A 21,365-nucleotide genomic window follows, 5' to 3' on the forward strand; every position below is an offset into this window, starting at 1 on the left:
AGACTGGATTGCAGCAACCGCACCACCAGGAGTTCTCCGATGAGCAGCAGAGACCTTTCCCAGTCCATTATGCGGCGGAAGCCGATCGAGGAGATCCAGGACGAAGCCGCTAAGAGCGCGCTCTTCAAGAGCCTCGGCCTCTGGCAGTTGACTGCCATCGGCGTCGGCGGCATCATCGGTATCGGCATCTTCACCCTCGCCGGACTGGTGGCCAACGGCGGCGCGGAGGGCGCGCCGGTGGGGCCCGCCGTCGTCATTTCCTTCCTGGTCGCAGGCTTGGCCAGCGCCGCGGCCGCCCTCTCCTATGCGGAATTCGCTGGCATGATTCCCCGTGCCGGCTCTGCCTACACCTACGGCTACGTGGCCCTCGGTGAAGTGATCGGCTGGTTCATCGGCTGGGACCTGCTGCTTGAATACATCGCGATCGTGGCTGTTGTGGCCATAGGCATCTCCGGATACTTCACCGAGTTCATGGCGGGCATCGGCATTGAGGTTCCTGTTTGGATGCAGGGCACACCGGACACGGTGGAGGGCGGCGTGATCAACCTGCCCGCGATCGTGGTCTGCCTGTTCATCACCTGGATCCTGAGCCGGGGTACCAAGACGTTCGGCCGCTTCGAACTGGTGGCCGTTGGCGTGAAGATCCTGCTGATCCTGTTCATCATTGGGCTTGGGTTCTTCTACGTGAATGCGGAGAACTACACGCCGTTCATGCCCAGCGGCTTCAGCGCCGTCTTTGCCGGGGCGGCGACGGTGTTCTTCGCGGTCTTTGGCTATGACGCCATGAGCACCGCGGCTGAGGAAGCCACGGACGGCAAGAAGCACATGCCCAAGGCCATCCTGCTGTCCCTGGCCATCGCCATGACGTTGTATGTCCTGGCCACCCTGGTGCTCACCGGGATGCAGAACTACACGGACATCAGCCCTACGGCGGGATTCGCCTCCGCGTTCCAGAACGTTGGGCTGCCCGTGATCGCCACGATCATCTCCGCCTTCGCAGTGCTCTCCATCCTGACAGTGATGCTGACCTTCCTGCTGGGCGTCACCCGGGTCTGGTTCGCAATGAGCCGGGACGGTCTGCTGCCCATCTGGTTCTCCGCCACCGACAAGCACGGCACACCGCAGCGGGTCACCTGGATCGCCGGCATTGCCGCAGCTTTCCTGGCCGGTGTGTTTCCCATCCGTGCGGTCGCGGACCTGACCAACATCGGGATCCTGGCGGCGTTCGTTGTGGTGTGCGTGGCCGTCATCGTCCTGCGCCGCACCCGCCCGGAGGTGCCCCGGACCTTCCGCCTGCCGCTCATGCCGGTGGCGCCCGCATTCGGCGTGCTGGCCTCCGGCTTCCTGATGCTGCAGCTCGACTGGCAAACCTGGGCGCGGTTCGGTATCTGGCTGGTCATCGGCCTTGTCCTGTACTGGTTCTACGGCCGCAGGCACTCGCTGATGAACCCGCACAGTCCGCGGCACGGCCACCACGGGCTGCTGCACCACCGGCGGCCGCTGGACTGAGCGAGCGCCGAGAGAACCCACGGTAAACTTGACACTTCAAGTAAACTGGAAGCCGAAACCATCCACCAGCCAGGGAGCACCATGGAATTCGGCATCTTCACCTTCGGCGAGCTGACCCGCAACGCAGGCACCGGCGTCGGACTGTCCCCGCACCAGCGGCTCACCGAGCTGATCGAGCTGGCCAAGATTGCGGATCAGTCAGGTATTTCCTTTCTCGGTCTCGGCGAGCACCACCGCCACGACTTCGCCCTTTCCGCCCCGGAAATCGTGCTGGCCGCGATCGCCCGCGAGACCACGAAGCTGCGGCTGGCTACGGCCGTCACTGTACTGTCCACCCAGGACCCGGTGCGCCTGTTCGAGCAGTTCGCCACCCTGGACCTGATCTCGGACGGGCGGGCGGAGATCTTCGCCGGCCGCGGTGCGTTCATCGAGTCCTACCCGCTGTTTGGCTATGACCTGGCGGACTACGACGAGCTGTTCGAGGAAAAGCTGAAGATGCTGGTGGCGCTGCGGGAAAACCGCAACCTCACCTGGACCGGCCGCCACACGCAGTCGCTGCAGAACGCGGAGATCGCCCCACGACCACTGCAGGAGCAGCTGCCCGTCTGGGTGGGCGTCGGCGGCACGCCGGCCAGCTTTGAGCGCGCGGGCCGGCTGGGCCTGCCGCTGTATGTGGCGCTGCTGTCCGGGCCCCAGCACTTTGTGCGGCTGGTCGACTACTACCGGCAGACAGCCGCCGCCAACGGGCACGACGCCGGCCGCCTCGCCGTGGGTGCCGGCGGCCACTTCTACGTCGGCGGCACCTCGCAGCAGGCCCGGGACACCTTCTATCCCTACTACAAGGCGTACTTCGAGCAGAACATGCCCCGGCCCGCGGGCCACTTCCCGCGGCAGACCTTCGACCTGTGGACCGAGCCGGGCGGGGGACTGCTGGTGGGCAGCCCGCAGGAAGTGATCGAGAAGATCATGGTGATCCATGAGGCCCTGGGCATCGACCGCTACATGGCCCAGGTCGGCCTGGGTGGGCTGCCGTTCGCGGAAACCGCGCGTTCGGTGGAGCTGCTGGCGACCGAGGTGATGCCCGTGGTGCAGAAGGAGCTGGGGTTACGAAGTGTGTCCAATGTTTGACCTGGAACTAAGGCGATCCTAGTCTGGATGCCAGAATCATGAGCTCCAACGCATAAGCCCTGGCTGGTTGGACGGCAACCCTCTCGCTGTAGTGGGGTGCTCCAGGTGATGATTCGGCCCGCGCGGGGCGAAGGAACCTGCGCAGGCAAGTACGGCGCTCTTCGTGCCCCAGGCCCGGAGCCGCCATCAAGTGCGCGAAGCCAGGAGTCTTCCATGTCTTTGACCAACGACCTGCAGCCCGCCGCCCTGCGTCAGGCCTTCGGCCGCTTCCCGTCCGGCATTGCCGCGCTGTGCGCGCAGATTGACGGGGCGCCGAACGGTATTGTGGCGTCCTCCTTCACCGTGGGCGTTTCGATGGAACCGCCGCTGGTCATGTTCGCCGTTCAGAACACCTCACGGACGTGGCCGGTGCTGCGAGGCGCTGACCGCATCGGGGTCTCCATCCTCGGAACAGAGCACGACGGCGTCTGCCGCCAGATCGCGTCCCGGACCGGTGATCGTTTCGCCGGCCTCGAACTGCACACGTCCGACGGCGGTGCGGTCTTCCTGGAGCAGGCCGCCCTGTGGCTGGACTGTTCGGTGGAGAATGAGGTCCCGGCGGGCGACCACCAGGTGGTGCTGCTGCGCGTGCACGGCTTCTCCACGCATGACGGTGCCCACGAGCCGCTGGTCTTCCACGGTTCGGAGTTCCGCCGGCTGGAGCAGCCGGCATTCGTATAGTGTTCGTTGCATGACCCCAGGCCCCCGCGATCCCGAATTGTTGGTCGACGCCGAGGTTGACGAGGTTCCGGCACCGGAACCCACCCAGATCAGGAGTCGGCGGGGACTCATTTATCTGGGCATCTGCCTGGTGCTGATCGGACTCAACCTGAGGACCCTGTTCTCCAGCTTCTCCGCGGTGCTGGCCGAGGTCACGGCCGCCACCGGACTGCCGGCCTTGGCGGTTACCGTCCTGACCACGGTCCCGGTGACCTTCCTGGGTGTCTTCGCCCCGCTGGCACCGGGGCTGGCCCGGCGCTTCGGCGCCGAGCGGGTCCTGCTCGGCGCAATGATCGTGCTGACGGCCGGACTGGCCGCACGCGGGCTGGAAGTTCCCGGCGCCGGCCATCTGCCCGCACTGATGCTCGGCACCGGCGCCTGCGGCGCGGCCATCGCCGTCGGCAATGTGCTGCTGCCCGGCGTCGTCAAGCGGGATTTCCAGCACCGGCTGGGACTGATGGGCGGACTCTACACCACCGCCATGTGTGCCTCCGCCGCCCTCGGTGCGGGCTTCACCTACCCGGTCTATGCCGCCACCGGCTCGTGGGAGTTATCGCTGGCCTTCTGGGCACTCCCGGCTGCCGCCGTCGTGCTGCTGTTTGCGCCCATCGCCCTGAGGCGGCATCACGGCCGGCACACCGTCGCGGTCTCCGGACCGAATGTCTGGCGCTCGGCGACCGCCTGGCAGGTGACCGTCTTCATGGTGCTGCAGGCGATGATGTCCTTCAGCGTCTTCACCTGGCTAGCGCCGATCCTGCGGGACCGCGGGATCGACGGCGGCACAGCCGGGGCCATTGTGGCCGTTTCGATCGTGCTGCAGATGACCGGATCGCTGTTCGCGCCGGCACTGGCAGCCCGACTGCGGGACCAGCGCGCGCTCAACGTGGCCGTGGCGCTGATGACCGGCGGCGGTTTCGCATTGAGCATCTTCGGCCCGCTGGAGCTGATCTGGGTGTGGACCGGGCTGCTGGGACTGGGGCAGGGAAGCCTGACCGCGGTGGCACTGACCATGATCATGCTCCGCACCCGGGACAGCCACACGGCTGCGCATCTGTCCGGCATGATGCAGGGCGTGGGCTACGGTGTCGGATCCTCCGGGACTCTGCTGGTGGGTCAGCTGTATGCCGGAACCGGAGGGTTCACCGCCGCCGGCATCATGTTCCTGGCGGTGGGTGCGCTGGCTGCAGTGTTCGGCTACCGGGCGGGCCGGAACCGCTTCGTCGGCGAACACCAACGTTCACTCCGCGATTGACGCACCACAAATGCGTTTTTCGTGCGGGGGCTGCCGACCCAGCGGGGCAAGAAGAGCCGCTCCGAAGGGGTCCTAACCTAGAGCGGTTCCTATACTTGAAGTAGGCCGCATGCCGGCACCGCTGACTCTGCGGCCGGATAACTATCCGTCCCCCACAAGCGAGTGATCCTCATGGCACACGAAACCACAAGCGGAGTGCATTTAACCCCCGAACAACGCAGCCACAAGGCGACAACGATCCGTCTGATCGGACTCATCAGCATCATTGTCGGTGCGCTCATGATCATCGGCGGCGGCATTACCTGGGGCATCGTCAGCTCCCAGTTGGCCGACGAAAGAATCCCCATCTCCGCAGATGCCCCGATGTTCGCCGGCGAGCAGGTCAATGGCCCGATCGACGCCTTCATCCAGGCCGGCGTGATCAACAAACATTCCCTCGAAGCCACCGGCGGCAGGACCTATGGCGAAATGGAACAGGATGACCCCGAGCGCCAGACCGTCATGACGGCATCATTCCTGCGGGCGTCGCTGTTCACCTCCGTGGTGGCGTTTGGCCTGGCGCTCTTTGCCTTCGGCGCCGGGCTGATGCTGGTACTGACCGGCCTGGCACTGCGCGCGGCCGGGCAGGTCCTGCGCAGTACGTAAACGAGTACATAAACCGTTCCGCAGAGCGGGTGTGAGGGGTGGCCCAGCGCGGACGCCCCGGATACTTCCGGGGCGCCCGCGCGCCGCGTCAGGCTAGACGGCGGAGGCTTCCTTGGAACCGGCCAGCCGCACCCAGGTATCCACCACGGTGTCCGGGTTCAGCGACACGGATTCGATGCCCTCGTCGACCAGCCATTCGGCAAAGTCCGGGTGGTCGCTGGGTCCCTGGCCACAGATGCCCACGTACTTGCCGTGCGCCTTGCAGGCCTGGATGGCCATGCTGAGCAGGCGCTTGACGGCGTCGTTGCGCTCGTCGAAGCTGCCAGCGACGATCGCCGAATCGCGGTCCAGGCCCAGGGTCAGCTGGGTCATGTCGTTGGAGCCGATGGAGAAGCCGTCGAAGTACTCGAGGAACTGGTCCGCGAGCAGGGCGTTGGCCGGCAGTTCGCACATCATGATGATTTCCAGCCCGTTTTCGCCGCGCCGCAGCCCGTTCTCGTCCAGCAGATCGATCACGCCGGCGGCCTCGTCGACGGTGCGCACGAACGGGATCATGAGCTTGACGTTGGTCAGGCCCATTTCGTTGCGCACGTATGATAGCGCCTCGCACTCCAGGTCGAAGCAGTCCCGAAAGGACGGCTCAAGGTAGCGGGAAGCACCGCGGAAGCCGAGCATCGGATTTTCCTCGTCCGGCTCGTAGGCCGGGCCGCCGATGAGATTGGCGTACTCATTGGACTTGAAGTCGGACATGCGCACGATCACCGGCTCCGGCGCGAACGCCGCCGCAATGGTGGCCACGCCCTCGGCCAGGCGCTTGACGTAGTACTCGCGCGGTCCGGCGTAGGCGGCGATCCGCTCCCGGATTTCCGCGGCCACAGGGGCGGGCTGATCGTCCAGGTTGAGCAGCGCCTTGGGGTGGATGCCGATCTGGCGGTTGATGATGAACTCCAGCCGCGCCAAGCCGACGCCGTGGTTCGGCAGCGCGGCGAAGGTGAAGGCCTGCTCCGGAGTGCCGACATTCATCATCACCTTGACCGGCGCTTCGGGAAGCTGCCCGAGCTCGGTTTCCTCGACGCGGAAGTCCAGCAGCCCCTCGTACACGAAACCGGCCTCACCTTCGGCGCAGGACACGGTGACTTCGGTGCCGTCGGCCAGAAGGTGGCTGGCATCCCCGGTGCCGACGACGGCGGGAATCCCCAGTTCGCGGGCGATGATTGCCGCGTGGCAGGTGCGGCCGCCGCGGTTGGTCACGATGGCGCTGGCGCGCTTCATGATCGGTTCCCAGTCCGGGTCCGTCATGTCCGCGACCAGGACGTCGCCCGTCTGGAAAGCGGCCATCTGGTCGATGGACTTGAGGATGCGCACCTTGCCGGCGCCGATGCGCTGGCCGATCGCGCGGCCCTCGACCAGCACGCGGCCGGTCTCGTTCAGGCGGAAGCGGCTGAGCTGGCCGACGGCCTTGCGGGACTGCACCGTTTCGGGACGGGCCTGCAGAATGTACAGGCCGCCGTCGATCCCGTCCTTGCCCCACTCGATGTCCATCGGGCGGCCGTAGTGCGCCTCGATGGCCAGGGCATGGCGGGCCAGCTGCTCGACATCGGCGTCGGTGAGGCTGAAGCGCTGCCGCAGTGCCGGTTCCACGGGCACGAAGTCGACCGTGCGGCCGACCTCCTCGCTGGCGGTATAGGTCATCTGCAGGGCCTTCTCGCCGAGGCCGCGCTTGAGGATGGCGGGACGGCCGGCCCGCAGGGCCGGCTTGTAGACGTAGAACTCGTCCGGATTGACCGCGCCCTGGACCACGGCCTCGCCGAGCCCGTAGGAGGAGGTGACGAAGACGGCGTCCTGGAAACCGGATTCGGTATCCATGGTGAAGATGACGCCGGAAGCTCCGATGTCGGAACGCACCATCCGCTGCACCCCGGCCGAGAGTGCCACCTCGGCGTGCTCGAAGCGGTGGTGCACGCGGTAGGCGATGGCGCGGTCGTTGTACAGGGAGGCGAAGACGTCCTTGATGGCCAGCAGGATGTTCTCGATCCCGCGGACATTGAGGAAGGTTTCCTGCTGGCCGGCGAAGGAGGCGTCCGGCAGGTCCTCGGCGGTGGCGCTGGAGCGCACGGCCCAGGACAGGTCCTCGGAACCGCCGTGCTTCTTCACCAACTGCTCGTAGGCGGAGCGGAGCTGGGCCTCGAATTCCGGCAGGAACGGGGTCTCGCGGATCATGGTCCGGATCTCGCTGCCGGCGGCCGCCAGGGCGGTCACGTCGTCGGTATTGAGGCTGTGCAGGCGGTCGGCGATCCGCTGGTCCAGCCCGGAGTCGCTGAGGAAACGGCGGTAGGCATCGGCCGTGGTGGCGAATCCATCGGGAACCTTCACCCCTGCGGTGGTGAGGTTCTGGACCATCTCGCCGAGGGAGGCGTTCTTGCCGCCTACCCGGTCAAGGTCCTTCAGGCCGAGTTCGGAAAACCACAGGATGTCTGTCGTCATGGGTCACTGCTCCTTCGCAGGTGTCAGGCACGGGCCGGGGTACAGCCCGATTGTAGGAATCGCCGTACCGGGCGGCGGAATTCTTGTCCATAGTGACAGGCCGACGCCCCGGATTCCATGTGAAGTGCAACACAGCGTAGTGTGCAGGACTTCCCTGCCCCCGGGCGAAGCGTGCTAATGCCGCAGCTTCATCCGCTGCAGGATCACAGCGGACATCTCCTCCACGGACATATTCGACGAGTTCAGGTGCGGAATCCCGTGCGAAACGTAGAGCCTTTCGGCGCTGCGCAGTTCGAAACCGCACTGGCGCAGGGAGGCATAGGGGGAGCCTGGACGGCGTTCGGTCCTGATCTGGCTCAGCCGCAGCGGGTTGGAGGTGAGGCCGAAGCACTTCTTCACAAACGGTCTTAAAGGCTCCGGCAGGTCCTCCTGCTCGAAGTCCTCCTCCACCAGCGGGAAGTTCGCAGCGAAGATCCCGTGCTGCAGCGCCAGATACATCGTGGTCGGCGTCTTGCCGCACCGCGAGGGTGCCACCAGGATGAGCTCGGCCTTCTCCAGCGCGCGCAGGCTCTGGCCGTCGTCGTGTTCCATGGCGTATTCGACGGCGGTCATCCGCGACTGGTAGCGCGCTGCATTGCCCAGCCCGTGCGCCCGGCCGGGTTCGCCGCTGGCCGGTACGGCCAGCGCCTCTTCCAGTTGGCCCACATGCGCCCCGAAGAGATCCACCAAGGTCCCCCGGGACTTGGCGAGAATCCGCCGGATGTCGCCGTTGACCGCCGTCGAAAAGACGATCGGGGCCAGGCCCTGCTCGGCGAGGCCGTTGATGGTGGCGACAACTTCCTGGGCCTGGGCGGCTGAGGTGATGAACGGCACCGTGGTGCGGTCGAATTGTCCGGCGGGGAACTGGGTCAGCAGGGTATTGCCGAGGGTCTCCGCCGTGATGCCGGTGCTGTCGGAGAGGAAGAACACCGGGCGCGCAGTGCCGCCGTTGGGTGCCGGAACGTCATTGGCCATGAACGAATTGTGCCTGCCGCGGTTCCGGTTAAGAAATTCACAGGGTGGAAATCCAATGATCTAGATGGGGCATTTCCAAATAGGGGGGAATATGAAACGGAAAGTGGATCCTGGATCCAGTCCGCACCGATCAGCTCGCACTCCGGCCGTCATCGGGGCCGTCGCGGCATTGGCAACGGGGGCAACGGCCTTGGCTGGCCTCGGCCTCGTGGCGCCTGCGGTGGCCGTCCAGCCGCATGCCGTCACCACCACCGGCCTGAATCTGGCCGCCGGCGCTATCCAGGATCCGGACGGCCGGGTCTGGATAGCGGACGCCGCGGCCGGATTCTGCCGGCTCATGGAACCGGGCGCCGGTACGTCCGGCCAGATTGAAGAGCCGCAGGAGACGCAGGACGGCACCGGGGCAACGTGCCTGGGCGGGCCGCTCGCCGGGGCGGGCGAAGGACCGGCCGAGCCCGGTGCGCCGGCCCTGCTTGATCCGACGCCGGAGGCCGCGGGCAGCGGCGACGAGGTCGCGCTCATCCCGGATGCCGCGACCGGCAGCAGCGCCGTGGTCCGGGCGGTCTGGAATCCGGAAACCAGGCTCTTCGTCCAGCAGGACACCATCGCGACCAGCGGCGAGGGCACGCGCCCAGCGGCCGTCAGTGTCGGCGCCGACGGCCATGCCTACGTATCATTCCGCAATTCCAGCACGGTCCAGCGGATCGTGGATCCGCTGTCCGCGGCGCCGGCGGCCGACGTCGTCGCCAATCTTGCCGCCAGTGCGCCCGTTGCCGCGGCCGCCGAGGATTACGACGGCGATGGCCGGGTTACCGTGTACGTCAGCGAAGCCACGGGTCTGACCAGCTTCGAGGCGCCGCTGCCCGGCGGCTCACCGGTGGCCACCGTGCCGTCCCACAACGTCGGTCTGCCCGCGGCCCTGGTCTACGACCACGCCGAACACGCGCTGTACGCCGGTTCGGCCGATGGCTCCGGCAGCGCGGACAAGGGCCGGGACGCGGTCCACCGCGTCGACCTGACCGAGCCCAGGTATGCCTCGGTGGCTGCCGAATGGGCCGCCGGCTACAGCATGGTCACCGGCCTGGGTCTGAGCGGCGGCGACCTGCTGGTCTTCGACGACGAAGCCCGGCTGGCGGGCAGTGGCGGCCAGGGCCTGATGTACCGGGCCGGCCCCGAGGTCAACGGCGACCCGACCGATACCACGGCGCCGGTGGTCACCGTCACGCCGGACGGCGGCTCGCACGCGCCCGGCATGACGGTCACCCTGACCGCCGACGAATCGGCGTCCATCCGCTACACCACCGACGGCAGCAAGCCGACGCTGATCAGCCCCGTCTACACGGGCCCGATCCAGCTCAACCGGACGACGACGATCACGTTCTTGGCGACGGACCGGGTGGGCAACCAGTCCGCGGTCCAGAGCCGGGACTTCACGATCAGTTCCATGTTCACCGACGTGGCCGAGGACCATCCGTACTTCAAGCACATGATGTGGCTGGCGGATACCGGTATCTCCACCGGCTGGCCGGACGGCACCTACCGCCCGTACCAGCCGGTCAACCGCGATGCGATGGCTGCCTTCATGAACCGCTACGACGGCGACACGGACTTCGCGCCGCCCGCGCAGTCCCCGTTCGCTGACGTGGCCACCGACAACCAGTTCTACCGGGAAATCGCCTGGCTGAACGCCGAAGGCATCAGCACAGGCTGGGGCGATCGCACGTTCCGCCCGTACCAGCCGGTCAACCGCGACGCGATGGCGGCCTTCATGTTCCGCTGGGCGGGCTTGGACGAGGAAGACTACACCCCGCCGACTGAATCGTCGTTCGCGGATGTCGCCACGGACAACCAGTTCTACACGGAAATCGCCTGGCTCCATGAGACGGGGCTGTCCACGGGTTGGGACGAGGGGGAGGGCAATAAGCCCACCTTCCGCCCGTACCAGCCGATCAACCGCGACGCCATGGCCGCCTTCCTCTACCGGTTCAACGAGAAGGGTATCGAGACAGTGGACCTGGACTGACCCCAAGACCGCGATCACGGATCGCAGTGCAGCAGGAACACCCCCGCTGAAGCGGAATTGAGGGAGGTGTTCCTGCTTGCCGCCGCCGGTAGAACGGGCCGGCGCGTGGCAACGGAAGGACGACGGCGGTTCCCCACTTGCGCCGGGGAGCCGCCGTCGTTCTGCTGTTTCCGTTGCCCGATTTTCTACCTGCTGTAGAATAAACCGGGTGGAGTATTTCCTCTCGCTTCCTCTCGGCTATGCCATCGCTGCGCTGTTCGTGATCGTGATGCTGCGGGCCAACGGCACCTACTGGCTGGGCCGGGGAATCGCTGCCGGTGCACGGCGCACGCGGCTGGAACGCTACCTTGACAGCGCGGCGGCCGGCCGTGCGGAGCGGCTCATTGCCCGGTGGGGTCCTGCTGCCGTGACGCTGTCCTTCTTCACCTTCGGGATCCAGACCGCCGTCAATGCCATCGCAGGGGCCGCGCGCATGCCGCTGCGCAAGTACCTGCCGGCGGTTGTAGTCGGCTGTCTCTGCTGGGCCGTCATCTACGCGACCGTGGGGCTGGCGGCCATCGCCGTCGTCGTGCAGGCAGCGATGTCGCATCCCGCGGTCCCGGCGGTGCTCCTTGCGGCCGCCGCCGGGGTGACCGTCTATGCGGTGCTTAAGCGGCGACGGGCGCGACAGGCGGATGGCCGCCGTCAAGTGCCGCATACCGATGAGCCCCACACCGATGACGTTTCCACGAAGTAAGGCGCCGGTCCCGGTGGTCCAGTTGAACGAACCGTGCTACATGCGCCCGTATTTCGCCCGGACGATGGCGAAAACCCCGTAGCAGACGAGGCCCAGGCCGATGGCCAGGAGCGCATGGACGCCGAAGGGATGCTCTGGCAGTGCCTTCAGGCTGCCGTCCAGACCTGTGGATTCAGCCGGATTGTGTTGGAGGGCGGCGATGATGAACAGCAGGCCGACCAGCCCCAGGGCAACGCCCTTGGCGATGTGGCCCGCGATTCCCAGTCCCGTTATCAAGGCGTCGGCAGTGGTGCCCTCAAGGTGCAGTTCATCCTTGAACTTTTTCCGGGCCCCCTTGTCCACAAAGTAGCCGCCGATGACCAGCACCCCTGCTCCCAGCCCGACCAGCAGCGATACCCCCGCCGGCGCCTGCATCACCACGGCGCTGAAATCCCGGGTGGCGGCACCGGAATCAGCCTGGCGGCTGAAGCTGAAGCTGGCGAAGAGCAGCGCGATTGCCGCATAGGCGATGCTCAGCGAACCCGAGGAAATGGACTTCGACAGCCGGTGCCGGCCGTCAAGGTGGCGCGCCCGAAGGGTCGCTTCGCTCAACTGCCACAGGGACAGCCCCAGGCAGCCGGCGAAGCCGGCCCACATGAGCAGCGGACCGCCGGGCAGCACGGCCAGGGCCTCCACCGCGCCGGCCTGGTCGGCCTCGGCCGGACTCCCGAAGGCGATGCGCATGGCCAGCGCCCCGATCAGCACATGCAGCAGTCCGACGACGGCGAAACCGGTGCGCGCGACGACGTCCAGGGTCTTGGTGTCGGACACTTCCTCGGCGGTGTCCGCAGCCTCCTCTATGCCGTCCTTCGCCTGGTGCCCCAGCCTCTTCCCGGCACGCAGCCTCTTCCCGGCACGCAGGCGGCCGGCCACGCTCAGCCCTTCCGCCATTCGCCGCTGGTGAGATGGGAACCGGCCTGCGGTCCCATCTGCAGCATGCCGCCGTCGACGACCCAGGAAGCGCCGGTAACGTAGCCCGCGGCAGGGGAGGCGAGGAAGGCGATGACGGCGGCGATCTCGCGGGCGTCCCCCGGGCGCCCGAGCGGGACCCCCGGCCGGTCCACCGTGTGGGGGTCCACATCCGTTTGGCCGGTCATCGGCGTTGCGATCTCGCCCGGCGCCACCGAGTTGGCGGTGATGCCGTGTCCACCCAACTCCAAGGCGATGGTCTTGATCAGCCCGCCAAGACCGTGCTTGGCGGCGTCGTACGCGGCGGAGCCGACCCGGGGCTGGTGCTCGTGGACGCTGGTGACCGCGATGATCCGGCCGCCGCTGCCGGCGGCAACCATCCGGCGGGCGGCGCGCTGTATGCAGACGAAGGCTCCGTCCAGGTCCGTGGCCACGATCTGGCGCCACTGCCCGTAGTCCATCTTTAGCATCGGGACGTTGGCACCGGTTCCGGCGTTGTTGACAAAGACATCCACACCGCCGAGCTCGTCGGCGAGGTGGTCCACCACGTCGCCGCAGCCGGGCAGCTCGGTGGCATCGAGGCGGGCGACGGCGGCGCGGCGGCCGTGGGAGCGGACTTCCTGGGCTGTGCGTTCAGCACCGTCCGCGTCCTCGTGCCAGGTGATACCGACATCCATTCCGTCCCGGGCCAGCGCGACGGCGGTGGCCCGGCCGATTCCCGAATCCGAACCGGTGACTATCGCGGAGCGCGGGATGAAAGCCATGCCCCGAGTGTTCCAGTAGTTCCCGCCGCTGGCAATGTCCGCCGACGGTGGCTGCTCAGCCGGCCGCCGGTGCTTCGTCGCGGGGTTCACGCCCGCTGTCCGCGTCCGCTGGCGGATTCTCGCTGTGCATGAAGAGCCGGCGGATGCCTTCCGCTCCAAACTGCGGGTCGCCAATGGCATCGAGCAGTTCCCGGCAGATGGCCGCCACGGGCGTATTGAGGTTCTGGCTGAGCTGGCTGAGCATGGCGAACGCGGCCTGGTCATCGATGGAGAACTGCATCATGAGCGCACCTTTGGCCTGCTCGATGACTGCGCGGTTCTCTGCCGAGCGTGCGACGGCGGCAGCAGTCTCGGGTCCCAGTTCGGCGGCTATGGTGCTGGTCAGGTCCGCAATGGTGCCGCAGAGCCGGACCACGCTCCCGTCTCCGCCCCGCTGGCCTTCGCCCACGGCAAGGATGCGTCGCAGCTTGCTCTTGGTATTGATGATCCGGTGGTAGGCGGCGAATGGCGCGCCCGTCCGTTTGGCCTGATCCAGGACGGCGGCGATGTCCGCACGGTCCTCCACGTACGTGTGGGACAGCAGCAGGTCCGCAGTGGGAACGACTTCACCGGCTGCGAAGCCGTAGATCCTGAAGACCTCATCCGACCAGGACACCTTGTCGGTCGCCGCATCGTAGGAAAACGTGCCCACCGGAAACGATCCGCTCGCAGTCAGGGCTGACGAGTAAGTGTGGATAGCTGGAGTTGTCACGGCACGCCTAGGAAGGAGATGGGTGAGCCAGCTTCATGACCCAGACTCCCAAACCTTAGCACTTCACCCACCTGCATCCCTGCGTTGGCGCGGCTTTCACAATGCGTTGCCGGTTGCGGTCTTGAAGGACAACAGGCACATGGCTAGGTTGATCAGTAGGCTTATGTTTTCCATGAGCAGTGCAGTAACGACCATGCCAGGAGGATTTGAGCATCATGGGCATCGACCAGTACACCTTCCAGGATCCCGTTAAGCGTTACCCGAGCATCTCACCGCCCGAACAGGACCAGCCGGAGCCCGGCCTGGATGCGAAACTGACCCCTCAGACGGACCGGGGCGAGGAATCCTACCGCGGAACCGGCAGGCTCCAGGGCCGCAAGGCCCTGATTACCGGCGCCGATTCCGGCATCGGCGCAGCCGTGGCCATCGGCTATGCCCGGGAGGGCGCCGACGTCGCACTGTCCTACTTGCCGGAGGAGGAAGCGGACGCGAAGGAAATCATCGCGCTGATCGAGGCTGAAGGCCGCACCGCCGTCGCGCTTCCCGGCGATGTCACGGATTCGGAATACTGCCGCGAGCTGGTGCAGAAGGCTGTCGACGGGCTCGGTGGGCTGGACATCCTGGTCAACAACGCCGGCCGGCAGATCGCCGTGGAGAAGCTTGAGGACATCAGCGACGAACAGTTCGACCGGACCTTCAAGACCAACATCTACGCCTTCTTCTGGATCACCAAGGCGGCGCTGCCGCACCTGAAGCCGGGATCCAGCATCGTCAATACGACGTCGATCCAGGCCTACATGCCGTCCCAGGACCTCATTGACTACGCGGCGACCAAGGCGGCCATCAACAACTTCACCAAGGGCCTGGCCCAGCAGCTGGCCCCGCGCGGCATCCGCGTCAATGCCGTGGCCCCCGGCCCCTTCTGGACCCCGCTGCAGGTCTCCTCCGGGCAGCCAAAGGAGGCGCTGCCCGAGTTCGGCAAGTCCACGCCGATCGGCCGGGCCGGCCAGCCCACCGAGCTGGCGCCGGCCTATGTCTTCCTGGCCTCCTCCGAATCCAGCTACGTGATGGGGGAGACCCTCAACGTCAACGGCGGCTCGCCCACTCCGTAGCCGCCGCACCTACCGACCGAACAGCAACCCAGAAACAGCATCCCAGCAGGAGGTATTTCCATGCCCGAAAAGACCCCGGCCGCCAATCAGCAGGCCATTCCCGGAGCCCCCGGCAGCGAACCGCCCACGGTCGCCGAACCCACGGCGCCGCGCGAGCCGCTGCCGCCGAAACCGGATCAGCGTTCGCCGGAGGCTGTTTCCCCGACCGGTACCCCCACCGGCGCGCCGGCCCAGTCGCGAGCGCAGTCCGGCCCGTACCTGACCACCGCCCAGGGCGTGCGCCTGGCGGACACCGACCATTCGCTCAAGGCCGGTTCGCGGGGGCCGACGCTGCTGCAGGACCACCACCTGCGGGAAAAGATCACGCACTTCGACCACGAGCGTATTCCTGAGCGAGTGGTCCATGCCCGCGGGGCCGCCGCCCACGGCACCTTCCGCTCCTATGGAACCGCCGCCAAGATCACCCGTGCCGGCTTCCTCAAAAAGGATGTGGAGACGCCGGTCTTTGTCCGTTTCTCCACGGTGCTCGGGTCCCGTGGTTCAGCGGATACCGTGCGGGACACCAGGGGGTTCGCGACCAAGTTCTACACCGATGAGGGAACCTTCGACCTGGTCGGCAACAACATCCCGGTCTTCTTCATCCAGGACGGGATCAAGTTCCCGGACATCATCCATGCCGGCAAACCGCATCCGGACCGGGAAATTCCGCAGGCGCAGAGCGCCCATGACACATTCTGGGATTTCGTCTCGCTCCACACCGAGGCCCAGGCGCACACGATGTGGAACATGTCGGACCGCGGCATCCCGCGTTCCTACCGGACCATGGAGGGCTTCGGCATCCATACGTTCCGGCTCGTCGACGCGGAAGGGAACACCACCTTGGTCAAGTTCCACTGGAAGCCGAAGCAGGGCGTCCACTCCCTGGTGTGGGAGGAGGCCCAGATCATCAACGGCATGGACCCGGATTTCCACCGCCGCGACCTGGCTGACGCCATTGAATCCGGCGCCTTCCCCGAGTGGGAACTGGGTATCCAGACCTTCCCGGACACCGAGGACCAGATGTTCCAGGGCATTGACCTGCTCGATCCGACCAAGTTCGTGCCCGAGGAACTGGCGCCCGTGCAGCCGATCGGCCTGCTGACGCTCAATGCCAACCCCACCAACTTCTTCGCCGAAACGGAGCAGGTGGCCTTCCACCCCGGGCATCTGGTACCGGGCATCGATGTGACAAACGACCCGCTGCTGCAGGCTCGGCTGTTTTCCTACCTGGACACGCAGATCAGCCGGCTGGGTGGACCGAACTTCGCACAGATCCCGATCAACCGTCCGCAGGCCCCGGTCAACGACATGTTCCGCGATGGTATGCACCAGACCGGCGTCCACGCCGGTGTGGCCCCCTACAAGCCGAACTCGCTGGACGGCGGCTGCCCGTTCATGGCCGGCCTGAACGGCGACGGCGCGGCCGTGGGGGCGTTCGTGGACGTTCCGGAAGCGTTGGCGGCGGCTGCCAAGAAGCGGGAAAACCCCGCGTCCTTCGACGACCACTTCAGCCAGGCACGGCTATTCTTCCGCAGCCTGACGCCGGTGGAACGGGACCATCTGGTCCAGGCCTACACGTTCGAGCTCGGCAAGTGCTATGAAACGGCGGTGCGCGAGCGCCAGCTGCAGGCCCTGGCCAACATCGACGCCGAACTGTGCGCCGCCGTCGCCGCCGGCCTCGGCCTGCCGGCGCCGGCGCCCACCCAGCAGCCGGCCGACGTCGAACCGAGTCCGGCACTGTCCCAGGTCGGCCGGAAATGGCCGACCGCGGGCCGCGTCATCGGCATCATCGCGGATGAAAAAAGCGACCTTGCCGGAGTGCGCCGGCTCCGCGAGGCCATCCTGGCCGCCGGTATGGTGCCGCTGGTCATCGCCCCGACAGGCGGTTTCCTGGACGGTGGCCTGACCGTGCAGCGCACCTTCCTGACGGCCCGCTCGACCGAGTTCGACGCGCTGCTGGTGGCCGGTGCGCCGGCCCGGGGCGCGGACGCCGTGGACGGCAGGGACGCCAAGGCCGGCGATCCGTTCCAGGTGGCCGGGGACGTGGTGGATCCGCGCGTGACGATGATGCTTTCCGAGGCTTTCCGCCACGCCAAGGCGATCGGCGGCTGGGGCGAGGCGGAGATCGTCACCACCGCCGCCGGGATCGACGCCGGCGCCCCCGGCGTCGTGCTGAACCTGGATCCGGAGGACGTGCTGAAGAAGGTCACCGAACTGCTGGCAGAACACCGCGTCTGGGACCGCTTCCCGGCGCTGTCTTCCTAGCGGCCCAAACAGTCGACGGCGGCACCCGGGTGGATGCCGCCGTCGACAGCGTTAAGGATCAGGAGCTTAGGAAGTGCTCACGGTCTTGGTGCGGTGGTCGTAGTGGAAGGTCACCGCACCGCCCGGGTGGTGGAGGTCGATGTTGGCGCCGTCGCGGTGGCCGAAAGCGCCGTAGTTCTCATCCCAGGAGCGGTTGATCGCGGCCTTGTAGGCGTAGGTGCCGGCCGGAAGGTCCACAGTCAGCTTCCACAGCTGGTCCTTCGGGTCGAGCCGCAGCTGCACCTCGTCCCGCTCCGGCGCCCAGTCCGCCGGGCAGCCCAGGAAAGTGTTCAGCGTGCCGGCGATGGCTACGGCCTCCGGCTGCGGGAAGGTTTCCACGGGAGCTTCGTCCGTTTCCTCCGCGATATCCGGCTCGTTCTCCGCGGTCGGAACAGCGGAGGCCTCCGCGGATCCGCGCACGGCATCCTCGAGGACCGCTTCGGTTTCCGCAGCCTTGTCCTTGGCCTCGTCCTCGGCCAGCTTGACGGCGGCCTTGGCGGTCTTGCCGGCTGCGCTCTTGGGCGCTGCCTTGGGCTCGGCCTTCGCGGTGGACGTATTGCTCTGCAGGGCGTCCATCAGTTCCGGGATCTCGGGGAAGTCGGCGCGCGCCTGGCGGCCGGCATCGGTGATGCTCCACAGGCTGCGCCCTTCCTTGACGATCCAGCCGGCCTTGACCAGCTTGGCCGTGGCGGTCGCCAGGGCCTTTTCGCCGCGAGGTACGCCGCTGCTCAGGAGTCCGCTTTCATGCGCGGTCAGCGGCACGCGTTCGATGGCCTGTGCCAGTACAGCGTTGCGGCTCAGTTTCTGGTCCGCCTCGGCGGACGGTTCGGCAAGAATGTCAAGAACGGCCTTCAGGCGAAGGGCAGTGTTTTCAGCGGTGTTTGTACCCAATGTTGTTCCTTCAGTCACAGGCAGCACGTATCCGCAGTCTCGCACAGGACGGCCGGTTCCGGCAGCATTTGACGCATTAATACGCGTTAAATGCGGGTGAATAAGCGCAAACAGGTGGTTCAGCCGGCGGAAAGCCCTTCCGCGAGCCACTTCATGGCGTCCGGCCGGGAGTTGAAGAAGCGGGTCGGGCACGGCGGGGTATGGACCCCCAGGAAGAAGTTGGCCAGCACGCGGTCCACTGGAGACCGGCCCAGCAGGGCGATCCGGTTCGCCGCGCAGGGAATGGAGAACACGGCCCGCGCGCTGCGGCTGACGGAAGCGGTGGTGGCCATGTCCACCAGCATCGGATGCTCACTGTCCCCGCAGATTTCATTGACCTTGGCCATGGCCGCCTTGGCGTCCACTTCCTCGATGGCCACGTCCTGGTCCCAGATCAGGTGCAGGATGCCGTCGCTGCGCAGTTCGAGCGTGCCTTTGCCGCCTTCGAAGGACTGCCTGGTCATCGGTTGCTCCTTCCGGAAGGTCAGGTCAATGAAATCCAGTCTGGACCAGAACCCAGTGTATTCAACGGGGGTGGGGGCCGGATTCCTCGGGCGGGGCAGCGTCGGAGTCCTCCGCTTCCGCCATGGCCGCCTGGCTGAACGGCACGGCCTCGGGCACGGCCGGGGCGCTGCGCACCGGTACCGGCCGGCGTTCACGCAGCGGGTCGCGGCGCAGGTCCGCGTACAGGGCAACGCACAGGCCGATCATGATCAGGACGAACGGCGTTGATGCCAGGATGGTGAAGGTCTGCAGCGCGCCCAGTCCGCCGACAAAGAGCAGGACCGCGGCAACAGTGCCGGTGAGGATGGCCCAAAGGATCACCAGGGGTTTCCAAGGGTCCTTCCGGCCGCCGGTGGACAGCGTGCCCAGCACCAGCGAACCGGCATCGGCGCCGCTGACAAAGAAGACGGCGGTGAGCGTCATGACCACCAGCGCCGCACCGATGAAGAACGGATACTCCTGCAGGGCCGCGAAGAAGCCGGCAGCCTCGCTGCCCGTGCCGGCGATGTCCGTGCCGCCCAGCTGCAGGTTGATTCCTGCGCCGCCGAACACGGTGAACCATACGGTGCTGACTGCAGTCGGCACCAGCATCACGCCCAGGACGAATTCACGCACCGTGCGTCCCCGGGAAATCTTGGCGATGAAAGTGCCGACGAACGGCGTCCAGGAAATCCACCAGGCCCAGTAGAAGATGGTCCAGCTGGCCAGCCAGTCAGTGCCGCCGAAGACGGCGGAGTGGAAGCTCATCGGGATCAGATTCGTCAGGTAGGACCCGATGGAGTTCGGCAGCAGGTCCAGGATGAAGACCGTAGGTCCGACCACGAAGACGAACACCAGCAGGACAGCGGCCAGCACCATATTGGTGTTGCTCAGCCACTTGATACCGCGGGAGATTCCGCTGGCGGCGGAGATGACGACGCCGACGGTCAGCACGCAGATGATTATGATCGGCAGGCCGGCGGTCGGGTTTTCATCGAATTCCCCGGTAGTCAGCAGAGACAGCCCGGCTGCGATCTGCAGGGCGCCCAGGCCCAGCGACGTCGCCGAACCGAACTTGGTGCAGATAATGGCCAGGATGTCGATCGGCTTGCCCCAGCCCTTGTCCACGATCCGCTCCTTGCCGAACAGCGACTGGAACGGTGCGCTCATCAGGTTCCCGCGGCCCATCCGGTAGGTCGAATAAGCCAAGGCAAGCCCGACGACGGCGTAGATCGCCCACGGGTGCAGCCCCCAGTGGAAGAACGTGTACGCCATGGCGGTGCTGGCGGCTTCCGGACTTCCTGGTTCGACATCCACGAACGGTGGCGGCGAGGCCAGGTGCGTCACCGGTTCGTAGACCCCGAAGAACATCAGACCGATGCCCATACCGGCGCTGAACATCATGGCGACCCAGGACAAGGTGGAAAACTCCGCTTCCTCGCCGTCGCGGGCGAGGGGAATCCGGCCGTAACGGCCGAAGGCCAGAACCAGCGAAAAGGCCACGAAGCCGGTGGCCCCGAGGATGAACAGCCAGCCAAAGTTACCGGTCACCCAGGACAGGGCGGCTGCCGTGGCGGTGCCCACTGCCTCCGTGAACATGACGCCCAGCAGGCAGACGACGGCGATGATGCCCACCGACACCCCAAAAACCGTCTTGTCGACCGTGGCCCAGCCTTTGGCCGGAGGGGCAGGCTGCGCGTCTCCCAGACGCGATTTCAGGGTCTCGTCCGGTGGGTCGATATGCATGTCACTCCTCGCTGGTTGGGGGCAGTTCCGCGACGGGCGCGGGCCCAGCGGAAGCTACGCCGTCGCGCTGTGGTGACCGTCCTGAGTATAGTTGCCGCCATGACTGAAGGCGATGTTGCAGGAACCGGCGAAGTGGACTACTACACGCGCAGCGGGGATTCGGGCCGCACGGATTTCGGCGCGTACGGCAATCTCCCCAAGCATGACGTTCGGGTCGCGGCCTATGCGGAATGCGATGAGGCCAACGCCGCAGTCAGCTTTGCCATTGCCGGCAGCGGCCTGCCCACCCACCTCATCTCCACGCTTATCAGCGTCCAGAACGATCTGTATGACCTCGCCGCGGACCTCCATGTTCCCCTGAACAGCCCCGAACCGGCAGAGGCCAGGATCGTGGCCGAGCACGTCGAGCGACTGGAGCGGGCCATCGACCATTTCGCCCCGACGGCAGGAGACCTCAGCGGGATGGTCCTTCCGGGCGGCACCGTTGCGGCGGCGCTGCTGTACCAGGCCCGCGCCGTGGTCAGGCGCGCCGAACGAGCCGTCTGGACCGCGGTCGAACAGCATCCGGACGGGATCAATCCCATGGCGGCCCGCTACCTGAACCGGCTGTCGGCGCTGCTGTTCGTGCTGGCCCGCGCAGCCAATGCAGAACATGGCGATGTGGTGTGGGTGCCCGAGGCCTCCGTGCGGCCGCTGGCCACCGGCGGCGGGGACGCGGCGGCCGCAGAAGGCGATTGA

General features: G+C 66.6%; 18 protein-coding genes and 1 riboswitch. Of the genes, 10 read left to right on the plus strand and 8 right to left on the minus strand.

The annotated features are described in order from the left end of the window. Nucleotides 1-39 precede the first annotated feature (39 nt). The 5 genes from AC5RWU_RS09190 to AC5RWU_RS09210 all read left to right on the plus strand — a co-directional run bounded on the left by AC5RWU_RS09190 (nucleotide 40) and on the right by AC5RWU_RS09210 (nucleotide 5,293). Nucleotides 40-1,509 (plus strand): amino acid permease, encoded by a 1,470-nt coding sequence (locus AC5RWU_RS09190; protein ID WP_494029720.1) that lies wholly within the window; start codon nucleotides 40-42, stop codon nucleotides 1,507-1,509. A gap of 81 nt (nucleotides 1,510-1,590) precedes the next feature. Beyond that, the gene (locus AC5RWU_RS09195; protein ID WP_494029719.1) at nucleotides 1,591-2,637 is read left to right on the plus strand and encodes an LLM class flavin-dependent oxidoreductase; all 1,047 of its coding nucleotides are present in this window, start codon (nucleotides 1,591-1,593) and stop codon (nucleotides 2,635-2,637) included. 34 nt (nucleotides 2,638-2,671) lie between these two features. Next, nucleotides 2,672-2,795, plus strand: a riboswitch (SAM riboswitch). Between the two features lie 55 nt (nucleotides 2,796-2,850). Beyond that, nucleotides 2,851-3,357 carry a flavin reductase family protein gene (locus AC5RWU_RS09200; RefSeq protein WP_494029718.1) on the plus strand — a complete coding sequence of 169 codons (507 nt, stop codon included), beginning with the start codon at nucleotides 2,851-2,853 and terminating at the stop codon, nucleotides 3,355-3,357. Nucleotides 3,358-3,367: 10 nt separating this feature from the next. Further along, complete coding sequence (locus AC5RWU_RS09205; RefSeq protein WP_494029717.1) at nucleotides 3,368-4,648, plus strand: MFS transporter; 1,281 nt, start codon at nucleotides 3,368-3,370, stop codon at nucleotides 4,646-4,648. Between the two features lie 171 nt (nucleotides 4,649-4,819). After that, nucleotides 4,820-5,293, plus strand: coding sequence for an aromatic ring-opening dioxygenase LigA (locus AC5RWU_RS09210; RefSeq protein WP_494029716.1), 474 nt, complete (start codon nucleotides 4,820-4,822; stop codon nucleotides 5,291-5,293). A gap of 93 nt (nucleotides 5,294-5,386) precedes the next feature. On the opposite strand, the gene ppsA is transcribed toward AC5RWU_RS09210, so the two are convergent. Both ppsA and AC5RWU_RS09220 read right to left on the minus strand, forming a co-directional pair. After that, nucleotides 5,387-7,777 (minus strand): phosphoenolpyruvate synthase, encoded by a 2,391-nt coding sequence (ppsA, locus tag AC5RWU_RS09215; protein WP_494029715.1) that lies wholly within the window; start codon nucleotides 7,775-7,777, stop codon nucleotides 5,387-5,389. A 174-nt stretch (nucleotides 7,778-7,951) separates the two neighbouring features. Next, a complete protein-coding gene (locus AC5RWU_RS09220; RefSeq protein ID WP_494029714.1) occupies nucleotides 7,952-8,791 on the minus strand; it encodes a pyruvate, water dikinase regulatory protein in 840 nt (279 codons plus the stop codon). Between the two features lie 91 nt (nucleotides 8,792-8,882). Between AC5RWU_RS09220 and AC5RWU_RS09225 the strand changes: the two genes are divergently transcribed. Then, nucleotides 8,883-10,814 (plus strand): S-layer homology domain-containing protein, encoded by a 1,932-nt coding sequence (locus AC5RWU_RS09225; protein ID WP_494029713.1) that lies wholly within the window; start codon nucleotides 8,883-8,885, stop codon nucleotides 10,812-10,814. 208 nt (nucleotides 10,815-11,022) lie between these two features. Further along, nucleotides 11,023-11,550 (plus strand): DedA family protein, encoded by a 528-nt coding sequence (locus AC5RWU_RS09230; protein WP_494029712.1) that lies wholly within the window; start codon nucleotides 11,023-11,025, stop codon nucleotides 11,548-11,550. Nucleotides 11,551-11,586: 36 nt separating this feature from the next. Here AC5RWU_RS09230 and AC5RWU_RS09235 read toward each other — a convergent pair whose 3' ends face one another. From AC5RWU_RS09235 to AC5RWU_RS09245, 3 genes are read right to left on the minus strand one after another with little or no spacing between them, the layout of a single operon-like run. Next, on the minus strand, nucleotides 11,587-12,462 hold the full coding sequence (locus AC5RWU_RS09235; RefSeq protein ID WP_494036961.1) for a DUF1206 domain-containing protein: 876 nt from the start codon (nucleotides 12,460-12,462) through the stop codon (nucleotides 11,587-11,589). Nucleotides 12,463-12,464: 2 nt separating this feature from the next. After that, nucleotides 12,465-13,262: an SDR family oxidoreductase gene (locus AC5RWU_RS09240; RefSeq protein ID WP_494029710.1), complete on the minus strand. Its 798-nt coding sequence runs from the start codon at nucleotides 13,260-13,262 to the stop codon at nucleotides 12,465-12,467. Between the two features lie 55 nt (nucleotides 13,263-13,317). Then, nucleotides 13,318-14,013 carry a PAS and ANTAR domain-containing protein gene (locus AC5RWU_RS09245; protein ID WP_494029709.1) on the minus strand — a complete coding sequence of 232 codons (696 nt, stop codon included), beginning with the start codon at nucleotides 14,011-14,013 and terminating at the stop codon, nucleotides 13,318-13,320. Between the two features lie 215 nt (nucleotides 14,014-14,228). On the opposite strand from AC5RWU_RS09245, the gene AC5RWU_RS09250 reads away from it, so the two are divergent. Both AC5RWU_RS09250 and AC5RWU_RS09255 read left to right on the plus strand, forming a co-directional pair. Further along, nucleotides 14,229-15,125 carry a glucose 1-dehydrogenase gene (locus tag AC5RWU_RS09250; RefSeq protein WP_494029708.1) on the plus strand — a complete coding sequence of 299 codons (897 nt, stop codon included), beginning with the start codon at nucleotides 14,229-14,231 and terminating at the stop codon, nucleotides 15,123-15,125. A 60-nt stretch (nucleotides 15,126-15,185) separates the two neighbouring features. Beyond that, nucleotides 15,186-17,429: a catalase gene (locus tag AC5RWU_RS09255; protein WP_494029707.1), complete on the plus strand. Its 2,244-nt coding sequence runs from the start codon at nucleotides 15,186-15,188 to the stop codon at nucleotides 17,427-17,429. A 66-nt stretch (nucleotides 17,430-17,495) separates the two neighbouring features. Here the strand turns inward: AC5RWU_RS09255 and AC5RWU_RS09260 are convergent, their stop codons facing one another. The 3 genes from AC5RWU_RS09260 to AC5RWU_RS09270 form a co-directional block, all read right to left on the minus strand. Further along, the gene (locus AC5RWU_RS09260; RefSeq protein WP_494029706.1) at nucleotides 17,496-18,359 is read right to left on the minus strand and encodes a pullulanase X25 domain-containing protein; all 864 of its coding nucleotides are present in this window, start codon (nucleotides 18,357-18,359) and stop codon (nucleotides 17,496-17,498) included. A gap of 119 nt (nucleotides 18,360-18,478) precedes the next feature. Beyond that, nucleotides 18,479-18,862 (minus strand): DUF7793 family protein, encoded by a 384-nt coding sequence (locus AC5RWU_RS09265; RefSeq protein WP_494029705.1) that lies wholly within the window; start codon nucleotides 18,860-18,862, stop codon nucleotides 18,479-18,481. 61 nt (nucleotides 18,863-18,923) lie between these two features. After that, nucleotides 18,924-20,627, minus strand: a complete 1,704-nt coding sequence (locus tag AC5RWU_RS09270; protein ID WP_494029704.1) for a BCCT family transporter — start codon at nucleotides 20,625-20,627, stop codon at nucleotides 18,924-18,926. 99 nt (nucleotides 20,628-20,726) lie between these two features. On the opposite strand from AC5RWU_RS09270, the gene AC5RWU_RS09275 reads away from it, so the two are divergent. After that, nucleotides 20,727-21,365, plus strand: a complete 639-nt coding sequence (locus tag AC5RWU_RS09275; RefSeq protein ID WP_494029703.1) for a cob(I)yrinic acid a,c-diamide adenosyltransferase — start codon at nucleotides 20,727-20,729, stop codon at nucleotides 21,363-21,365.

Source organism: Arthrobacter sp. B0427-1-12, from assembly GCF_059092905.1.